Annotated in this window: 13 protein-coding genes; 9 read left to right on the plus strand and 4 right to left on the minus strand. The window is 44.7% G+C overall.

Annotation, left to right across the window (positions count from 1 at the left end):
- Nucleotides 1-603 carry a DUF5063 domain-containing protein gene (locus CLV25_RS09645; protein ID WP_131839442.1) on the minus strand — a complete coding sequence of 201 codons (603 nt, stop codon included), beginning with the start codon at nt 601-603 and terminating at the stop codon, nt 1-3.
- A 164-nt stretch (nt 604-767) separates the two neighbouring features.
- On the opposite strand from CLV25_RS09645, the gene CLV25_RS09650 reads away from it, so the two are divergent.
- From CLV25_RS09650 to CLV25_RS09665, 4 genes are all read left to right on the plus strand, one after another.
- Entirely contained in the window at nt 768-1,520 is a 753-nt protein-coding gene (locus tag CLV25_RS09650; protein ID WP_165877054.1) for a sulfite exporter TauE/SafE family protein, read from the plus strand.
- Nucleotides 1,521-1,523: 3 nt separating this feature from the next.
- Nucleotides 1,524-2,510: an endonuclease/exonuclease/phosphatase family protein gene (locus tag CLV25_RS09655; protein ID WP_131839444.1), complete on the plus strand. Its 987-nt coding sequence runs from the start codon at nt 1,524-1,526 to the stop codon at nt 2,508-2,510.
- 150 nt (nt 2,511-2,660) lie between these two features.
- Nucleotides 2,661-3,428 (plus strand): glycerophosphodiester phosphodiesterase, encoded by a 768-nt coding sequence (locus CLV25_RS09660; protein WP_207895620.1) that lies wholly within the window; start codon nt 2,661-2,663, stop codon nt 3,426-3,428.
- A 410-nt stretch (nt 3,429-3,838) separates the two neighbouring features.
- Nucleotides 3,839-6,295, plus strand: coding sequence for an outer membrane beta-barrel protein (locus CLV25_RS09665; protein ID WP_131839445.1), 2,457 nt, complete (start codon nt 3,839-3,841; stop codon nt 6,293-6,295).
- A gap of 667 nt (nt 6,296-6,962) precedes the next feature.
- Here the strand turns inward: CLV25_RS09665 and yaaA are convergent.
- Nucleotides 6,963-7,727: a peroxide stress protein YaaA gene (gene yaaA, locus CLV25_RS09670; protein ID WP_131839446.1), complete on the minus strand. Its 765-nt coding sequence runs from the start codon at nt 7,725-7,727 to the stop codon at nt 6,963-6,965.
- A gap of 126 nt (nt 7,728-7,853) precedes the next feature.
- Nucleotides 7,854-8,873, minus strand: a complete 1,020-nt coding sequence (gene tsaD / locus CLV25_RS09675; protein ID WP_131839447.1) for a tRNA (adenosine(37)-N6)-threonylcarbamoyltransferase complex transferase subunit TsaD — start codon at nt 8,871-8,873, stop codon at nt 7,854-7,856.
- Between the two features lie 48 nt (nt 8,874-8,921).
- On the opposite strand from tsaD, the gene CLV25_RS09680 reads away from it, so the two are divergent.
- The 5 genes from CLV25_RS09680 to pgeF all read left to right on the plus strand — a co-directional run bounded on the left by CLV25_RS09680 (nt 8,922) and on the right by pgeF (nt 16,397).
- Nucleotides 8,922-13,487, plus strand: a complete 4,566-nt coding sequence (locus tag CLV25_RS09680; protein ID WP_131839448.1) for a translocation/assembly module TamB domain-containing protein — start codon at nt 8,922-8,924, stop codon at nt 13,485-13,487.
- A gap of 137 nt (nt 13,488-13,624) precedes the next feature.
- A complete protein-coding gene (locus CLV25_RS09685) occupies nt 13,625-14,326 on the plus strand; it encodes a MotA/TolQ/ExbB proton channel family protein (RefSeq protein WP_131839449.1) in 702 nt (233 codons plus the stop codon).
- A gap of 23 nt (nt 14,327-14,349) precedes the next feature.
- Nucleotides 14,350-14,751, plus strand: a complete 402-nt coding sequence (locus tag CLV25_RS09690) for an ExbD/TolR family protein (protein WP_131839450.1) — start codon at nt 14,350-14,352, stop codon at nt 14,749-14,751.
- A gap of 3 nt (nt 14,752-14,754) precedes the next feature.
- Nucleotides 14,755-15,555 (plus strand): TonB family protein, encoded by an 801-nt coding sequence (locus tag CLV25_RS09695; protein ID WP_131839451.1) that lies wholly within the window; start codon nt 14,755-14,757, stop codon nt 15,553-15,555.
- 38 nt (nt 15,556-15,593) lie between these two features.
- The gene (gene pgeF / locus CLV25_RS09700) at nt 15,594-16,397 is read left to right on the plus strand and encodes a peptidoglycan editing factor PgeF (protein ID WP_131839452.1); all 804 of its coding nucleotides are present in this window, start codon (nt 15,594-15,596) and stop codon (nt 16,395-16,397) included.
- A 73-nt stretch (nt 16,398-16,470) separates the two neighbouring features.
- On the opposite strand, the gene CLV25_RS09705 is transcribed toward pgeF, so the two are convergent.
- Entirely contained in the window at nt 16,471-17,592 is a 1,122-nt protein-coding gene (locus CLV25_RS09705; RefSeq protein ID WP_131839453.1) for a pyridoxal phosphate-dependent aminotransferase, read from the minus strand.
- Between the last annotated feature and the right edge of the window lie 1,077 nt (nt 17,593-18,669).

Below are 18,669 nucleotides of genomic sequence, written 5' to 3' on the forward strand. Positions count from 1 at the left end.
TTACTCAATATTTCGATGGCTATCCTGGAATCGATTGAAGAAGCTGCCCCGTTGCTCAGAAACATCCTCCTCTTCTTCCATTTCAGAGCTAAAGTAGACAACCCGATGAATGGCTTTAAGGGCAATTACCGACTTATACCCCCAATACTCGGCAAAGCTATTCTTTAGCTCGTAAAGGGCATCGTTGATGCTCTCCTCATTGCCAAAGCGGTAAAGTTCTAAGAAATCCTTCAGATCTTGGTAGATGTCGGCAAGCATTTCGCTAATGGAGAGCTGCTCGCCACCTTCAGTGTCAAAAAGTTTTTCGGTATACACCTCATAGAAATCGTCCTTGTCACCAAGAAGCTCGGCAATACCATTTCGAATGTAAGTCCAGTCGGTTTCCGATACAAATTTCTCCACCTCCTCGTCGAAAAGCTGATCAACCTCGGGTAGTAGGCAACCCTTTAGGTAGATAAGCGGAAGCAGCTTCTGCGCGTGATTAAGAAATTCGTACTGGTCGAACTCGCCTGCTCGTTCCAAAAATGCCGTGTACTCCTTGGCGAGGGTAACAACCTCAACCACGTTCTTGGAGTATATCAAAGCATTCTGTTGTTCGCTCATTTACGTCAATTTTAATACGCAAAGATAGTAAATGCGATAATTCCTGCTACTCTTTGCGAAAGCGGGAACGGTTCTTCTAGCTATATTTGTGGGTTCTCGAAGAAGTTAGATGGATAAAAAGAAGTTAGACGAAGTTAGATGAATATCTAAAATCAAGATACATTGTGGATATTATAAATTACCTATTGGTAGCCCTTGTTGGCGTTCTGTGCGGTTTTATCAATATACTAGCGGGTAGCGGCTCGCTGATATCGCTCCCTATTCTGATGGGGTTTGGCTTATCGCCACATGTAGCCAATGCCACCAACCGAATAGGGATTCTTCTCCAAAATCTTGTTGGCTCGGCCAGCTTTGCCAAGCAAAAAGTGCTTCCGGTTAGGGAGGGGCTTGTTCTTGCCATCCCTGCCAGCATCGGTTCTATTGTTGGAGCCTACATGGCGGTGGATGCCCACGAGGATGTTATCCGCTGGATGATTCTTTCCCTCTATGCGGTGATGTTCTTCCTGGTGTTTTATGGGCCTAACAAGTGGCTACGCCCTAAGAGCGATCAACCGCTGAGATTACGCCCTCGCGACATCATCATCTTTACTGCCATTGGCTTTTACGGTGGATTTATTCAGGCAGGCTTAGGCTACTTTCTCCTTGCAGGACTTGTGCTCAGCATTGGCAACGACCTCATTACAGCCAACGCCCTAAAGGTTTTTTTAGCCTTTGTGCTTACCATTTTTGCCCTTGCCATATTCTTCTACAACGGACAGGTAAACCTCCCCTACGGCATCAGCCTAGGTATTGGCAACATGATTGGCGGCTGGCTTGGGGCAAAGTATGCGATTAAATGGGGAGCTAAGGTTATCCGCTATTTCCTTTTGGGAATGCTTATCTTTTCGGTCGTTTATATGATAATCTTCCAGATGTAGCGTATGGCACGACGATGCATAATACTGCTGATGGTAATCTTTTGCTGCGCCACCTCAAACGCGCAGAAGGACTCCATCCGCATCGCCTTCTACAACTGCGAGAACTACTTCGACTCGTTCCGCGACTCTTCCATCAACGATGCCGAGTATACACCCGATGGTGCACGCCGCTGGACCTATTCGCGATTCCTTGCCAAGCGGAACAGCATCTTTAAGGTGTTTGCCTCGATGAGCAACCCCAATCCTCCTGAGGTTATTGGACTTTGCGAGGTAGAAAATCGCTTTGTGCTCAACCAACTCTGCTATGAAACACCTCTCTCAAAGTTCGAGTATGCTGTGGTACACCAAAATTCGTCGGATGTCCGCGGAATAGACGTTGCGCTCATCTACCAGAAGAATCGGCTAAGGCTTCTCAACTACCGATGCTTTAATCCGAATGTTTTAGATACAAGCCTGCGCACCCGCAGCATACTATACTCCCAATTTAAGTGGGGCGAGTTCGATACGCTGCACGTTTTCGTCAACCACTTCCCCAGCAAACTGGGAGGCGAGCGCTCCAACAGATCGCGCATGCTGGTAGCCCGCCTGCTAAAGTCGAAAGTTGATTCGATTCTTTCGAAGAACCAATCGGCGAGCATCGTCATCACCGGAGACTTTAACGACTTACCCCAAAGCGATGCGCTGAATGTTCTTAACGATAGCCTACTCGTAAACCTTGCAGCCCCGCTAGCAAAAGAAGGTCGCGGTTCCATAAAGTTCGATGGTACATGGGAACTCATTGATCAATTTATCGTCTCTAGAGGTTTAATAAATGGAGATACTCCCGTAATGATAAAAGGATGCCAAACCATCTACTCCGCTCCCTTTATGCTAGAGGACGACCTCGACAATGGAGGCCAAAAACCACGCCGAACCTTCAAAGGTTACCGCTACAACGGAGGATATTCAGACCATTTGCCGGTATTTATCGAATTATTGCGAACACTTTAGCAGAATTGCAGTAGCACAACAACCTCTTAACAATAAAATAACAAACCACCCCAATACTACAGGCTCTAAAATGCTAGATTTACGCCTGCCGTTCAGATGACAAGTTGGCTTTACTCTTGCATCGAAAATAACATTTATCGAACCCCATCTATGAAAGACATCTTTATCTCTTTAATCATGGCTACTATTGCAACATCGGGCTTTTCGCAAGCCGAATACATCGCTCACCGTGGAGCATCGCACCTCGCCCCCGAGAATACGGTAGCAGCTGCTAAGCTGGCCTGGGAGCAAAACGCTGATGCCGTAGAGCTAGACATCTACCTTACCAAGGACAACCGCATAATGGTAATGCACGACAAAAACACCAAACGAACCACCGGAAAGAATATGGCAATCTCAGAGTCCCATTCGGATAGCCTCCGAATGCTTGACGCAGGATCATTTAAGGATATAAAGTATAAAGACGAAAAAATTCCTTTCCTCGAAGAAATGATTGAAACCGTTCCTGCTGGGAAGAAGCTGGTTATCGAACTTAAATGTGGCATCGAGGTGCTGCCCTTCCTTAAAAAGGTAGTCGAGCAAAGTGGCAAGCAGCAGCAATGCCTCTTTATAGCCTTCGACTGGAAAACCATTGTTGATACAAAAAAACAGTTCCCTCATAATGCCTGCTACTGGCTAAGCAGCAAAAAAGAGGGGCTTTCAGAAAAGATGAGAGAGGCAAAAGCCGTAGGCCTCGATGGGCTAGACCTCGGCTACAGGGCTATCGACGAGCAGGTAATGCAGCAAGCAAAAGAGCTAGGGCTGGAGATCTTGGCTTGGACCGTTGACGCCCCCTCCGAGGCCAAGCGCCTAATAGAACTTGGAGTAAAAGGCATTACCACCAACCGCCCTGGTTGGCTAAAAGAAAATATCCATTAGCATTTGTCCTTACAACAATAGCAAGCCACTCGCGAGAAATCCTCATTCACTACAAGACATCCGGGCTCATGGTAATTGAGGATTTCTCGCTCTTTTCGCTCTTCTAAGACAACTTTATTGCCTTCACTTCTCCCAAAAGATTACAAATAGGCTGCAACTATATTTGCCTCTCAAGCACCAAAACTGCTCATGCAACCTAAACTTTTCGCCTAACAAAAAGCAGCAGCAAACAGCCTGTACCGTCCTCTTTACCAAGCAAACGACTTCCCTCTAGAAGCACTCATACTTTAGGTGTGTAAATGCCTTTTGTGCAGAATGCAGCCACATTCGACTGCTGAAATGTTAATCAACGGTTGTAACTAAATAGAGGTTTCCGCGTCATACCCCCAAAACAGAAACAACAACGCAAAATGAAACCTATCTATTTTGTTAAAGCTATTCTACTGGTGATTTTGATTGCCGCTGCAGAGACATTATCCGCAGACGTGAACAAAGGAAATATAACAGGAAAGGTTATAGATAAACAGAACAACCAGCCCATTCCATTTGTAGCTGTTACGCTGGGCCAGCTACCCGACTCCTCCATTAAGAAGTCGGTTTTAACCGACGAAAAAGGCTCCTACACATTCGACAAGGTAGCCGATGGCAGCTACGTTATCACGGCCCACATGGTAGGCTACAGCCGTAAGCACTCGAAGCCGATTGCCTGCAAGCAGAACTCCGTAAAAGTAGAAGTCCTAGCACTCGAGAACAACGCCGTTCTAAAAGAAGTAACCGTAAACGGAAGGCGCCCAGAAATAGAGCAAAAAGCCGACCGCACCGTGCTAAACATCGAAAATAGCGCTACGGCATCGGGCGAAAACGCCTACGAGGTGCTCCGTAAAGCCCCAGGAATAAATATTGACAAGGACGACAACATCTCGCTAAAGGGTAAAGAAGGCGTAATGGTTACCATAAACGATAAGCCAACCTACCTATCGGGACAAGAATTGGCCAACTACCTCAAGACTCTTCATGGAACCGAAATAGAAAAGGTGGAGCTTATTTCTTCGCCGCCTGCCCGCTACGAAGCAGCAGGAAATACCGGCATCATCAACATAAAGATGAAGAGAAGCAACAAAATTGGGGTTAACGGAACGGCCAATGCCGGACTAACCATGACCAACAAGATGGGCGGAAATGCCGGTGTATCCCTAAACATGCGTAAGGGAAAGATCAGCACCTTCGGATCGTTTAATGGAAGGAAAGGCTACTACAAGAGCACTCTATTCCTAGATAGAAAAACAAATACCGACATAGCTCAGCTTATACAGAATGGCAAAGGTGATGGCGATTACGACATTTACAACTTCCGTGCAGGGGTCGACTACGAGCTGAACAAGCGCCACACGTTTGGGGTGATGGCAAGAGGCTCTAAGTACTGCGAAGATGGCAGCCTAAACACGCGTACCGATTTATACCTCCGAGATGGCAGCCTTAACAAGTACCTAAGCAGCACTTCTACCGAAGATAACAACAATAACAACTACACGCTTAACGCAAACTACAAAATGAATATCGATACGGTTGGGCGCTCGCTGAATGTTGATATCGACTACGTGGAGTACCGAAATAGGTCGAACCAGCTCAACGATACCTACTATTTTAAGCCAACCGGCGAGACGTTCTCTCCTTCCCTCCTCCTAAAAAATCAAACCCCATCCGACATCTACATCAAGTCGTTTAGGGTCGACTACACCCATCCTTTTGCAAAGGGCGTGCTGCTTGAGTCGGGGGTTAAGGGTAGCACCGTAAACAGCGACAACGACCTGAGGTACGACAAGTACAACCACACCGCTAGCGCCTGGGAGGTAGACAACGAGCGCTCGAACCACTTTAAGTTCGACGAAAGCATCCTAGCAGGGTACGCCTCGCTATCGTACGAAAAGAACAGCTGGAGCGTAAAGGGGGGCCTGCGCGCCGAGCAAACCTGGAGCAAGGGAAACTCAGTAAGCATAAACAAGGTTACCAAGCGCGACTATCTGGATGTCTTCCCCACCCTTTTCATCCAAAGAACCATCAACGAAAGCAACTCCGTAAACATTAGCTACAACAGGCGCATCGACCGTCCAAACTACGACAAGCTAAACCCGTTCGTATTCCGAATTGACGAGTACACCTACAAGGAAGGAAACCCTTACCTAAAGCCTCAGTACACCGACAACATCGAGCTAACCCACGCCTGGAGGAACAAGGTGTTTACCAGCCTAGGGTACTCCCACACCAAGGACGTGCAAAACGAGGTGCTCGAAGAGGTCACCGACCCCAACAATCCTCAGGCAATAAAGGCCACCAAGCTTTACGAGCGCAACCTCGACGAGCTGAACAGCTTTACCCTTAACGTTAGCGCCAACCTGAACCCGGTGTCGTGGTTCAGAACCAACAACAACATTACGGCGATGTACAACGACTACAAGCGCGACAGCAAGGGATCGGGAAACAGCAAGCTGATGTACATGATCTACTCCAGCAACAGCTTCATCCTTCCCAAACAGTACATCTTCGAGGTGATGGGAACCTACAACAGCGCGATGGCCTACGGCCTTATCGACATAAAGCCCCGATATGCGGTAAACATCGGCCTGCAAAAGAAGTTCCTAGACAACAAGCTAACCGCAAAGTTCTCCTTCGACGATGTTTTCAAAACCGTCAACAGCAAGGCCGTTGCCAAGTACGACGGCATGGACCTCTACACCAAGAGCACCTGGGCAAGCCAACGAATTAGCCTGTCGCTTACCTACCGTTTCGGAAGCAAGGATGTAAAGGCGGCCCGCCAGCGCAGCACCAGCTCGGAAGAGGAGCTAAACAGAACCGGAAAAGGAAAGTAGAAGCCGATTACTTATTTCGCTCGCATATAAGCAGTACAAGCAGTTTGAACCAAGGGTGTCTCAGCAATGGGACACCCTTACTTTTTGCCATGCGGCAGGGAGGATAGCCCTATATGCCGATCGGCTAACCGTAAAAGGATGCTTCCTTGGGATAAAAAGGCCTCAACAGCCGCCAACAGCCCCCCTCTATGCGTTAACGGTTTACGACAAGAACCTCCATCACCCCTGCATAGCACTTCCCCTAAAAGGCATAAGCATTCACGGCGCCGGGAATCCACCAACACCATCACAAAAGATATTCACGCCGCCGGGAAACAGCTACACCATTCTACATACAAGCACCCGGCACCGGATATACACTCTCCAACAACGAAAGCCACACTCCCGGCGCCGAGCATGCATTAACACTACCGCAAATCCTAATTCACGGCGCCGTGTACTCACTAATACCATTATAAATACTAATTCACGGCGCCGTGAATGCATTACTCCATACAGGAAAACAACTTCACGGCGCCGTGAATAACCTGCGCAACCAAAAGCAGCATATGAAAATCTCTAGGACTGCCTTACCCGAATAGGGAAAGCGTAGGCCGAGGGTAAGCATCAACGAAAAAGAATCGGGCAGCGCGAGCCATACGGCCGATCATGGCTTCCAAAGCTGCAGCTACCGCACAAACACCCATCGGTCGCCCTCCGAAAGGTCGGGGCTAAAGGCGTATCGGCCGTAGTCGAAGGTTTTGAGATCCTCTACATCGCCAATTGCCTGCTCGGCCATGAAGCGCACCATCATTCCACGGGCGCGCTTGGCCATCAGCGCCACAACGCGGGGCTTGTCGCCCTTATACTCCATAAAGACGGGGGTAACAATACGGGCGTTGAGCGATGCTGGGATAATCGACTTGAAGTACTCCTCCGAGGCAAGGTTCACGAGCGTTGCATCGGCCTCGGCAGCCAGCTCGTCGTTGAGCGAATCGGTGATCTGCAAGCCCCAAAACTGGTAGAGGTTCTTGGCACCATCGACGGAGAGCTTGCTGCCCATCTCCAATCGGTAGGGCTGGATAATATCTAAAGGACGAAGCACACCGTACAGGCCCGAAAGGATGCGGAGGTGCTGGCCGAGGTAGCCCACCTGTGCGTCGTTAAGCGAACGGACGTCGAGACCATCGTACACATCGCCATCGAAAGCGTACACCGCCTGACGGGCGTTGTCGAGCGTAAACGGCTGATGCCACTGCTGGAAGCGCTCGAAGTTGAGCTCGGCTAGCTTGCTGCTGATGGACATCAGCGAGCCGATTTCGGCAGGATGAAGCTGGCGCAGCGCCTCAACCAACCGTTCCGAACGATCGAGGAAGCGAGGCATGGTAAAATCTGCTACCGGAACAGGCTTCCGGTAGTCGAGCGATTTTGCTGGAGAGATGATGATTTTCATGGCACGATTAGATGCAAGATGTTAGATTTTAGACTTTAGACACAAGACGCAAGATTGAAGACCTTTTACAAAGATCGGCCCTATTCCCTATTCCCTACTCACTACTCACTACTCACTACTCACTATCTACATTTTGATTCGCGTAACCGGGGCCACATCCAGCGAGGTGCGCTCGCCGTTTAGGTACTTAAAGTATCCGGTGATGCCAATCATGGCGGCGTTATCGGTGGTGTAGCCAAACTCCGGGATAAACACCTTCCACTTGCGCTTCTTCCCCTCTTCTACAAGCGTGCTGCGCAAGCCCGAGTTGGCCGAAACGCCACCGGCAACAGCAATCTCCCTGATGCCGGTTAGCTTGGTAGCCTTTACGAACTTATCCATGAGCACCGCGATAATGGTGTGCTGAATGGAGGCGCAAAGATCGGCCTTGTTCTCCTCTATGAAGTTGGGATTCTCGGCAACCCTATCCCTTAAGAAGTATAGGAACGATGTTTTTAGCCCGCTAAAGCTGTAGTTGAGCTCCGGGATCTGCGGCTTGGCAAACTTAAAGGCTTTAGGATTGCCCTCGGCAGCTAGCTTATCGATGAAAGGACCACCAGGATAAGGTAGCCCCATTACCTTAGCGCACTTGTCGAAGGCCTCGCCGGCAGCATCGTCGAGCGTTTGTCCAATGATTTCCATCTCCAATGGTCCGCGTACGACCACAATCTGCGAGTGGCCACCCGACACCAGCAGGCAAAGGAAGGGAAACTGGGGATGGTTCGGCTCCTCACCCGGCTTTTGAATAAAGTGAGCAAGGATGTGCCCTTGAAGGTGGTTAACCTCAACCAGCGGAACGTTTAGCGATATCGATAGCCCCTTTGCAAACGACGTACCCACCAGCAGCGATCCCAGCAGCCCAGGACCATTGGTAAAGGCAATGGCATCAACCTCGCCGACCCCAACGTTGGCCACCTCCAGCGCCCGATGCACAACCGGAATAATATTTTGCTGATGCGCACGCGAGGCCAGCTCCGGAATAACCCCACCGTACTTTTGGTGGACATCCTGGTTGGCGATTATGTTGGAGAGCAGCACCTGATCGCGAATTACCGCAGCCGAAGTGTCGTCGCACGAAGATTCTATTGCCAAAATTGTAATTGCCATAGCTTAAAGCTGTGTAAAAAAATTTATTTGTGCTAGTTTTGTGTCTGTATGACAAAAAAGGCACTTCTAAAAAAAGTTTTTAAGATACTCTCCATAACGGTACTGATATTAATATCGATACCGCTATTTCTTTTTTTAGCCTTAAAGAGCCCAAAAGTACAAACTTTCGTCGTACATGAGATAACCAACATCCTTTCCGAGAAGTTTAACGCCAAAATTAGCATCGAGTCCGTTGATTATGCGTTCTTCAACAAGCTAAAGCTCAACAAAGTTTACGTGGAAGATCAGCATGGCGATACGCTGCTGTATTCGGGGAAGATTTATACATCGCTTCGCGGGTACAACCTCAAGAAAAGATTTATATCGATTGGCACGGCCGAGCTCAACACCGGTAAATTCTACCTTCGGCAGGATTCAACCGGAGTGCTCAACCTCAAGTTCATAATCGACGCCCTCTCCAGCAAGGACACCACCAAAAAGAAGAAGGAATACAGCTTTAAAGTTCGAAACTTTAAGCTGGTAGACTTCGCCTTTAAGTACCGAAAATGGAAGCCAAGGGTAAAGCCCTACGGCATGAACTATACCGATCTCGACATCCGCTACATCAACCTCGACCTGCGGAATATCCGTATTGTAGGATCCAAGATACTCGCCAAGATGGAAAATCTTAGCGCCTACGAGAAGTGCGGATTCCTGCTAAAGCGCCTTAACGCCGATGTCGACTTTTCACCTAAAGAGATTAAGCTGTCCAATACAACAATCAACACCCAAAGCAGCAGGGTAAAGGCTTCATACATCATATTCCGGTTTAACGGATTTAGCGACTGGAAGGACTACGTACATAAGGTAAAAATGGACGCGCTGTTCAACAACGCCTTTGTTGACTTTAAAACAATATCCTACTTTGCCCCTACCCTTCGTAAGTGGAACTTTAAAGGATATCTCGACGGAAGAGTTAGAGGTCCAGTTTGCAACCTCCGTAGCGACTACCTAGAGTTTAAAACCGGCGATAGCACGAAGCTAACGCTAAACTTCTCGATTGTAGGTTTACCCAAAGCCGAGGAAACGGTTTGGAGAGGCAACGTGCACGAGCTAACCTCTAACGGCAGGGAACTCGGACAGACCATAAAAACCTTTGTTGGCGCGCACGGCGAATCCGTAGCCGGCATCATGGCTAAGATGGGCAAGCTAAAGTTGAACGCCTACTTTAGCGGTAAATTTGCAGCGTTCACCTCTTCGTCTGAAATAGCGTCATCAATCGGCAACGTTGTTGCCTCGCTCGACACCAAAGCCAGCAATGGTCATACCAACGCCTATGCCTTAAACATCAGCACCAACAACCTCAATCTAGGCCATATTATCGATTCGAAAGAGGTTGGCAACGTTACAGGAGCACTCAAATCTGTAGGTGCAACAGAAGGAAGGCTGGTAAAGAGTTCGACAACAGAAGCCAACTTTAGCAGTTTCTACATTCACGGTTACGACTACAAGGACATTGCCCTGACTCTAAACCGTGAAGGAAAACTCTACGATTACCTCGTTCGAGTAAATAGCCGCGATGCCGACTTCACCTGCGCTGGAAGCTACAACTTTGGCACCACACCAAGCAGAACAATAGCCTCAATTAAGGCAAATCACATAAACCTCCATGAGATAAACCTTGTAAAGAGCGACACCATAACCTCAATCAAAGGTCTTTTTAATGTTGATTTTACAGGAACAAACCTCGACAACATAAACGGATCGGCAACCCTACACAATGCCACCTTTAGTACCCGTAACAAGAATATTCTTGTAGGGATGGCCAATGTTCATCTCCGAAACGAAGCGACAGGAAAAGAGCTGCAAGTAGAATCCGACCTTGTTGATGGAGAAATCAAAGGAAATTCATCTATCAAAGATTTAGGGAAGGCTATCGGGCACTTTACTTGGCTATACTTTTCGAATATAGCCAAGCCGGAGGCTCATAAACCAACGCTTGCTCAAAAAGCACGAACAACTGAAGTAAAAACACCAGCCCCCACAGCAAAAGAGGCTCAGATTTACTACGTAAACATTAAGGTAAAAAAGGTAAACGACATCCTTAACCTCTTTATCCCAAAGTTGAAAGTAGAAAAATCGTCTACGCTATTAGCCACAATAAACACAAGCAACAACACCTTCGATGTAAAACTAATATCACCGCAGCTACAGCTGGGAACCAACCAGTTTAACAAGGTTAACCTACAAGCCGTAGGGTCGCCTTCTAATATGCGCACAACCCTAACTTGCGGAAAATATCAGCAACAAGGCTTTGCCTTAAACAACATCACCCTCGAAGCTATGGGGGCTGCCAACAAGATCAACACAACTATCAACTTCAACAACAACACCAAGGATGCTCGCAACGAAGGCGAAGTGAAGTTTATAACTATGTTCGACAGAAATGCCCATTCATCAAAGCCTCACATCAAGGTCGATTTCATAAAATCGCTTCTAACCATTAACGACACACCTTGGAAAATTGGACAAGCCACGGTTAGCATCGATAGCACAACGATTCAGATAGAAGACTTCAAGGTTACCCACAACCAGCAGAAAATTGCAGTTGCCGGTAAAATCTCGAAGGATAAAGAAGAGCAACTCCACTTTATCGTTAACAACTTCGACGTTCAAAACTTCAAGTCTTTTTTTCAAAAATCGGGATACGATATTCGAGGAGCATTAAATGGTATTGCGACCTTAAAGAATATATACGATAGCCCGATGCTCTTCAGCAACATCAAGTTTGACGAGGCCTATATTAATGGTAGATCGGTAGGAAGCCCTGAACTAGTAAGTTCGTGGGACGAGGTAAGCCGTAAAGTAAGCTTGCTTTCGACCAATACCATCAACGACAAAGAAGTGTATAGGCTCTCGGGGACGATATCCCCCGAAACAAAAGATCTGAACCTAGATCTCAGAATAAATCAGCTACGCCCCTTCTTGCTCGAACCCTTTACCAAAGGAATCGTATCTAATATGAAGGGCAACATTAGCGCAGACCTAGCTATCACGGGCAAAACCAGCAGCCCTATAGTAAATGGAATGGCATATCTTAACGACATACAAGCCAAAATCGACTTTTTAAATACAACATATAGTATAACAGCCCCTATCGCCATCTCGCCAACAGAATTTAGTATTAAGAATGATACGCTAAACGATGGCTTGGGCAATATTGCGGTTGTTAATGCATCTGTAACGCACAAAAACCTCAAGAATTTCAAGTTTAACATCAACATTCAACCGCAAAAACTACTCGCGCTAAATACCACCGCAAAACAAAACAAGGTATTCTACGGAACGGCCTACGCCTCTGGATTGGTACAAATACTTGGAGATTTGCGAAACCTTGAAATGCGAATCAACGCCCTTACTGAAAAGAATTCAAGAGTATTTATTCCTCTTAGCAACAGAACTCAGATTCAAGACCAGAGCTTTATTACCTTCATTAAGCCAAAAGAAAAAGATGTTGACAACGAGAGCTCATCAGAAAACCTCAATCCAAAGCAAACAATAAAACAAAGATCTAACCTTAAGATCTACCTTGATCTACAAGTTACACCCGATGCCGAAGCACAAATACTGCTCGATCCAAACTCTGGCAATGTCCTAAAAGCGCAGGGTAACTCAAACCTAAGCATGGAGGTCAACCCTTCTTCCAACATTTTTCAAATTAGGGGTAACTACGTTATTCAAAAAGGGAACTTTCGTTTTTCGTTGCTAAATCTTGCTTCAAAAGACTTCTCAATAGACCAGGGGAGCTCAATTTCTTGGTCGGGAAGCCCATCAAACGCTACAATTAACGTTACTGCACGCCACAAGGTTAGAACCACTCTTGGCCCAATACTTGCAGGTCTCGACCAACTTGAGCAAAACAGAGTCCAGCGCCATAACGTCGATTGCAAGATTATGCTTGATGGCATGCTTTTGAACCCAAACATAAAATTAGGTGTAGAACTTCCCGAAGCAGATGCATCAACCCAAACCCTACTACAAGCCGCCCTCAATACCGAAAGTCAAATGCAGAAGCAGTTTGTTAGCTTGCTCATGTTCGGACAATTTTTCCCCGAACAAACAAACACCAGCAACGATAATCCAATAGGTTCATACGCCAGCAAAGGGATGGCTGCAGATCTTCTGTTTAACCAACTAGCAAACCTAGTGTCCCAAATATCCAACTCCGTTAACTTCGGAATAAAATACACACCTGCAACCGCAACAACGGAACAGGAGTATGAGATATCAACATCGCTTAAGTTCAACGAATGGGTTACTGTTAATGGGACTGTTGACGTTGCCAATAACTCAAAATCAACCGGCAGAGGTGTTGCTGGAGACTATGACGTTGAAGTAAGGCTCGACAAAAAGGATAAGGTAAAGTTTAAAATGTTTTCGCACGAAAAGCAAGACAAACTACTCAACAACATTCAAAGCAGACAAGGTGTTGGGGTTTTCTTCCAAAACCAGTTTAACTCGTTCGGAGACCTCTTTAAAAAGAAAAAAAAGAATGCCAAAACACCTCAAGCATCAGACACTCTTCTCCACGACAAGGTAAAAAAAGACTCATCGGAAACACAAAAAAAGAGATAATAGCTCAGATTGCAATTCTATTCGATAGTTTTGCAACCTGAATACGGAGAATATGAAGAACACTCTCCTATGTTAATTCTTTGTCGACTATAAACATTTTACTATTTTCGACAAAACTAAAGCCCAAAATAAAAGTTATGATTTTAAACACTTTACTTCAAAGTAGCGTTGCTGCAGATACAGTAACTCAGGTTGCAACACAAGCGGCTCAAACAGGTGGCCTATCATTTTGGTCGTTAATGGTTAAGGGCGGTCCTATTATGATACCTCTTGGCCTACTATCAGTACTAGCTGTTTACATCTTTGTAGAGCGCTATATGGCCATAAGAAAAGCGAGCAAGTACGATACCAACTTTATGAATCGTATTCGCGAGTACATCCACGAAGGGAAAATTGAAACAGCACTCAACCTTTGCCGCCAGAACGACACTCCAATTGCTCGTATGATTGAAAAGGGAATCGAGCGCATTGGCCGTCCTCTGAACGACGTAAACACAGCCATAGAGAATGTAGGAAACCTAGAGATTGCTAAACTTGAAAAGAATCTACCACTATTGGCAACCGTTTCGGGAGGTGCCCCAATGATAGGCTTCTTGGGCACAGTTGTTGGTATGATTGACGCCTTCTACAAGATGTCTGCAGCAGGCAATAACCTAAACATCGGACTTCTTTCTGGTGGTATTTATACGGCAATGGTTACCACTGTAGGTGGACTTATTGTAGGTATCATGGCCTACTTCTGCTATAACATTCTCGTTGCCCGCATCGAAAAGTTGGTGTTTAATATGGAAGCTAATTCTATGGTTTTCATGGATCTGCTAAATGAACCTGCGAAGTAGTAAACTATTAAAACCAGTAGAAAATGGCAATTAAACGAGGGTCGAAGGTCGATACTAGCTTTAGCATGTCATCCATGTCCGACATGGTGTTTTTGCTGCTAATCTTCTTTCTTGTAACCTCCACATTAGTAAGTCCCAATGCGCTAAAGCTTCTGCTTCCCAAAAGCAACAGCCAAGTGCAGGGAAAACCTATAACGAGCATCTCGATAGACGACATTAACGGAGCGTATTACTACTACATAGAGGCCCAGCCTGTTGCCTTCGAAAACATCGAAAGCACGTTACAACAGAAGCTGATGAATGAAGAAGAAAAGACCATTGCTCTCCATGTAGATGGTAGCATCCCAATGGATGAAGTAGTAAAGGTGATGAACATTGCAAAGAATAACAACTACAAGCTTATTCTTGCAACAAGTCCAGAGTAAAATATGGTTAACTCCAACTCATCGAAGATTGCAGGATTGTTTGCTACAGCTATTTTTCATGCTGCAGTTTTGCTTTTGCTGCTCCTATTTGGGCTTAAGCCTCAGCTGCCTATACCTCCAGAAGAGGCTATCCTAATAAACTTTGGAGATAGCGATGTAGGAAGCGGCTTTGTAGAGCCTTCGGCAACCAATCAAGTTGCACAAGTTGCTCCTAGCCAACAATCCGCAGATCAGGAAAATCCTATTACGCAAGATTTTGAAGAAGCACCAACGCTTCCAACAAAAACATCCATCAAAAAGAAAGTTCCTGCGAATAAGCCAACAGTTCAAACACGAACAGAAGCAGCACCCGTTGCACCCGTCGAAAAGCCTCGCGAAGTAAACAAGCGTGCTCTTTTCCCAGGAAAAAGCAACTCAGGTCTTCCCTCACAAGGAGAAGGAGATGGAAAAGGGATCGGCAATCAAGGAGATCCAAATGGCTCTCCAGATAGCAAAAGCCGTATAGGAGGTAGTACGGGAAGTTCCAATGGGCACTCCTTCAGCCTTAGCGGAAGACGCATAGTTGGAGGGTTTCCTAACCCTGCTTATAACGTTCAGGCCTCGGGGAAAGTTGTCGTTTCTATAACCGTAGATCAAAACGGGAATGTAACTAAGGCAACTTATTCTCCCAAAGGATCTACCACCTCCGATTCTAGGCTTATACAAGCAGCGATCTCAGCTGCCCTTCGAGCCCGATTCAACGTAGACAAAAATGCGCCCTCCATTCAAACCGGGAATATTACTTACATCTTTAATTTACAATAAAAAGAGCGAGATTTTCTCGCTCTTTTACTTTTGCCTTTATGATAGAGCTAACCCAAGCACCACTAACGCTTACTTTCGAACTTTTTGCCAACCGAAATGATGTTTTAGCATTTGTGACAACCCGTGTAGGAGGAGAAAGTTCCGATCACCTTGCATCCTGCAACATAGGAATCTCCGAATTTGAACCTGCATCGACTACAATAAGTAACCGACAGAGAATTTGCACGGCTCTAAACATCGACTTCGAGAAAATGACGTTTCAGAGCCAGGCACATAGCGACTCTATAACCGTAGTAGATAGCAATAATGCAGGTGCTGGAAACCGTATAAAAACTCAATCTATTTCAAACTCCGATGCCCTAATAACGCAAACAAAGGGAATTACGCTCTTTGCGCAAGCCGCCGATTGCGTCCCCATTATTCTATATGATACTAAGAATAAAGTAGCAGCAGCCATTCATGCTGGATGGAGGGGAACTATTAAAAGAATCGCTCAAAAGACAGCACAAAAGATGATTGCTGAATTTGAATGTAATCCCCAAAACATAATTGCAGGAATAGGCCCATCAATAGGACGATGCTGCTACGAAGTAGGTTCCGAAGTTGTAGATGCTGTATCATCCAGCTTTCCCAACTCAGCAAACTTACTTATCTCGCATAATAGTAAGTACCATTTTGACTTGTGGGAGGCGAACAAGGAGCAGCTAGAAGAAACAGGCATACCTATCCAAAATATCGAAGTTGCCAAGATATGCACAAAATGCAACAACACCCTCTTTTTCTCATCAAGACACGACAACGGACGTACAGGTAGATTTGGAATAGGAATCACGATAATATAAACGGACATAGATTTAAATGAAAATTCCCAGAAAGCATAACTTCCTAGGAATTCCATTTATAGATTCAAAATTTCTACTTTGAAGCGACAAGACTTTCAAGCGGCTCAAAGAATCTCTTCAGCTTTTCATGAGGGACCGAAACGCATATACGAGCATACTTATCTGCATTCTCTAACTCCTTGGCAAAGAAACGCAAAGAAACGCTAGCAATACGGTTCTTCATCAGCTCATCGTAACTCATATTTAGTATGGTAAATATACCAACTGGGGTTGATTCCTGATAAAACTCTTCGGCAAGAAAGCCCTTTTCACGTAGATATGCTATATTCTTAGTTATTCCCTCTACAGTTTTTTGCTTAAACTCGGCAACAGCTTTTTTCCCTTCTCCGGTAGTCAAAAGTCGAAGCACGAGCTGCTGAGCAAAACCGTTAATACCGTTAGTGGCAAAAAGCAAGCGTAAGAGTATCTCCTTATTGAATACCGGATTGTTGCAGTGAATAAATCCTAAACGAATACCACTAAGGCCCACCGATTTGCTAAAACTTTCTGTAATTACCACATTTTCTAGAGGTAAAAGACGCTCGTAGAAGCTATCATCAGCATCCTTAAAAATACGTCGATATGGGCAATCGCAAAAAACAACAACATCGTTATCGTTTAAAAACTTAATAAGTTCAAAGAGCTTCTCATCATCGTATTTATCCCCAACAGGATTGCTCGGATCGCAAATAAGCACAGCGTTACCACGAAGCTCATCTATCATCCCCTTAAGAGACGATAAAGAGTGGTATAGCCCAGGTTGTTTCCCGCGCATCTGCATAATCATGAAGTAGGATTCCCAAATTATTTCAGGAACGAATACTTTATCAACCTTTACAGTTTGGAAGGCCATATCAATTGCAGCCATCCCTCCTCCTGTAATAGAAATCTGATTAGGATTGGCCTTACCTCCAAAGTATTCCTTATTAATTGCATCTTTAAGTGCAGGAAAGCCTGTAGTTGGAGGATAGATCTGAATTTCAGGCGAATTGAAATCAATCGATTTGACTACTTCGCTTAAATCAATGTTTACAACTGCATTAATTCCCCTATTTAGGGCTAAGTATTCCTGCCCTGTCTCCTGAGTTAAGCGACGGACCAAATCGCCGATTTCAACAATAGCACATTGCTCGGTGCCACTTACAATTACTTCCATTTTCTGTAAATATTTAAACAAGTGTTCGTTCTCGGATGCAATATAGAAAAATAAGAATTCGATTCATCACCCCCCTACTTTAGAGGGGGCTGCTAATAAATAATAGCAATCATACCCTATAAGCATTACCATATTCAACGATACTAAAAATAACAGCTATAGATTAAAACGCATCCCACGAATTTGCTTTAATTCGAAAACAACGCAAAATCAACAAAAACAACCAGTTTAGTTTTATTTAACCATTTTAAAAGAAACTAATTTTGCACAGAATTCATAAATCCATCAGTAACGCTTCTTCCATTTTTATGTCCAAAATATTTTGCTTGTTTTTATAAAAAAGCGATTTATGATTCGACTACTATCAAAAAATTAACATCACAACCAACCTACTTACTAAAAAGATCGTCCCCTTTCAAAAGAAAACCTCTTTTTAATACCCCACCCAAGCCATAAAATACCAGGTAGGTATAACAAAAAAACCGTTTAGGTGCTGTTTTTTGTAAAATAGACATTCATTTTATTGCCCAAATCCACATAAATAACGTTGATTTATCGTCAAATTTATTTTAAATAACTAATAATACTTTAACCAACATAAAACAAATCAAATATAATTTACAAAAATCAAGAATTAATAAAATATAAATTACAGCATTAACATATTAATAACAAAATACAAACTTTAATTATGCTAACATTAACCAACCATTAATATATCTCATACTATTTAAATTTAAAGAGGCAACAATTGTAATTAAAAATACAAATTAAAATCACCTTTACTAGTAATTTATACAAAACATAGTTCATCCATAATTCATTTACAAAAATTACACAACAGCATCTTTAAAAGCAGAACGCATCAATCCAAAATCACAAAGCATCAACTTTATAGTCGTACTACTACAAAAAGAATTTAAGAAAAGCATTCGCACAAATTAATTAGAATTAAAAGATATGACATTTTTTAATTTAAAACTTATGTGTTTTACCAATACATACCGCAAAAACCATATTTTATACAAAACACAAAGCTCATTTTTCAATTAACAAAATGACAACAATTAATATGGA

This window comes from Acetobacteroides hydrogenigenes, assembly GCF_004340205.1.
GTDB lineage: Bacteria > Bacteroidota > Bacteroidia > Bacteroidales > ZOR0009 > Acetobacteroides > Acetobacteroides hydrogenigenes.

Excerpts from the sequence above, each read along its gene's own strand:
- tsaD (WP_131839447.1), bottom strand. The coding sequence starts at position 8,873 with ATGGCAATTACAATTTTGGCAATAGAATCTTCGTGCGACGACACTTCG.
- CLV25_RS09705 (WP_131839453.1), bottom strand. The coding sequence starts at position 17,592 with ATGGAAGTAATTGTAAGTGGCACCGAGCAATGTGCTATTGTTGAAATC.
- CLV25_RS09685 (WP_131839449.1), top strand. The coding sequence starts at position 13,625 with ATGATTTTAAACACTTTACTTCAAAGTAGCGTTGCTGCAGATACAGTA.
- CLV25_RS09660 (WP_207895620.1), top strand. The coding sequence starts at position 2,661 with ATGAAAGACATCTTTATCTCTTTAATCATGGCTACTATTGCAACATCG.
- CLV25_RS09645 (WP_131839442.1), bottom strand. The coding sequence starts at position 603 with ATGAGCGAACAACAGAATGCTTTGATATACTCCAAGAACGTGGTTGAG.
- CLV25_RS09680 (WP_131839448.1), top strand. The coding sequence starts at position 8,922 with ATGACAAAAAAGGCACTTCTAAAAAAAGTTTTTAAGATACTCTCCATA.
- pgeF (WP_131839452.1), top strand. The coding sequence starts at position 15,594 with ATGATAGAGCTAACCCAAGCACCACTAACGCTTACTTTCGAACTTTTT.
- CLV25_RS09690 (WP_131839450.1), top strand. The coding sequence starts at position 14,350 with ATGGCAATTAAACGAGGGTCGAAGGTCGATACTAGCTTTAGCATGTCA.
- CLV25_RS09665 (WP_131839445.1), top strand. The coding sequence starts at position 3,839 with ATGAAACCTATCTATTTTGTTAAAGCTATTCTACTGGTGATTTTGATT.
- CLV25_RS09695 (WP_131839451.1), top strand. The coding sequence starts at position 14,755 with ATGGTTAACTCCAACTCATCGAAGATTGCAGGATTGTTTGCTACAGCT.
- yaaA (WP_131839446.1), bottom strand. The coding sequence starts at position 7,727 with ATGAAAATCATCATCTCTCCAGCAAAATCGCTCGACTACCGGAAGCCT.
- CLV25_RS09655 (WP_131839444.1), top strand. The coding sequence starts at position 1,524 with ATGGCACGACGATGCATAATACTGCTGATGGTAATCTTTTGCTGCGCC.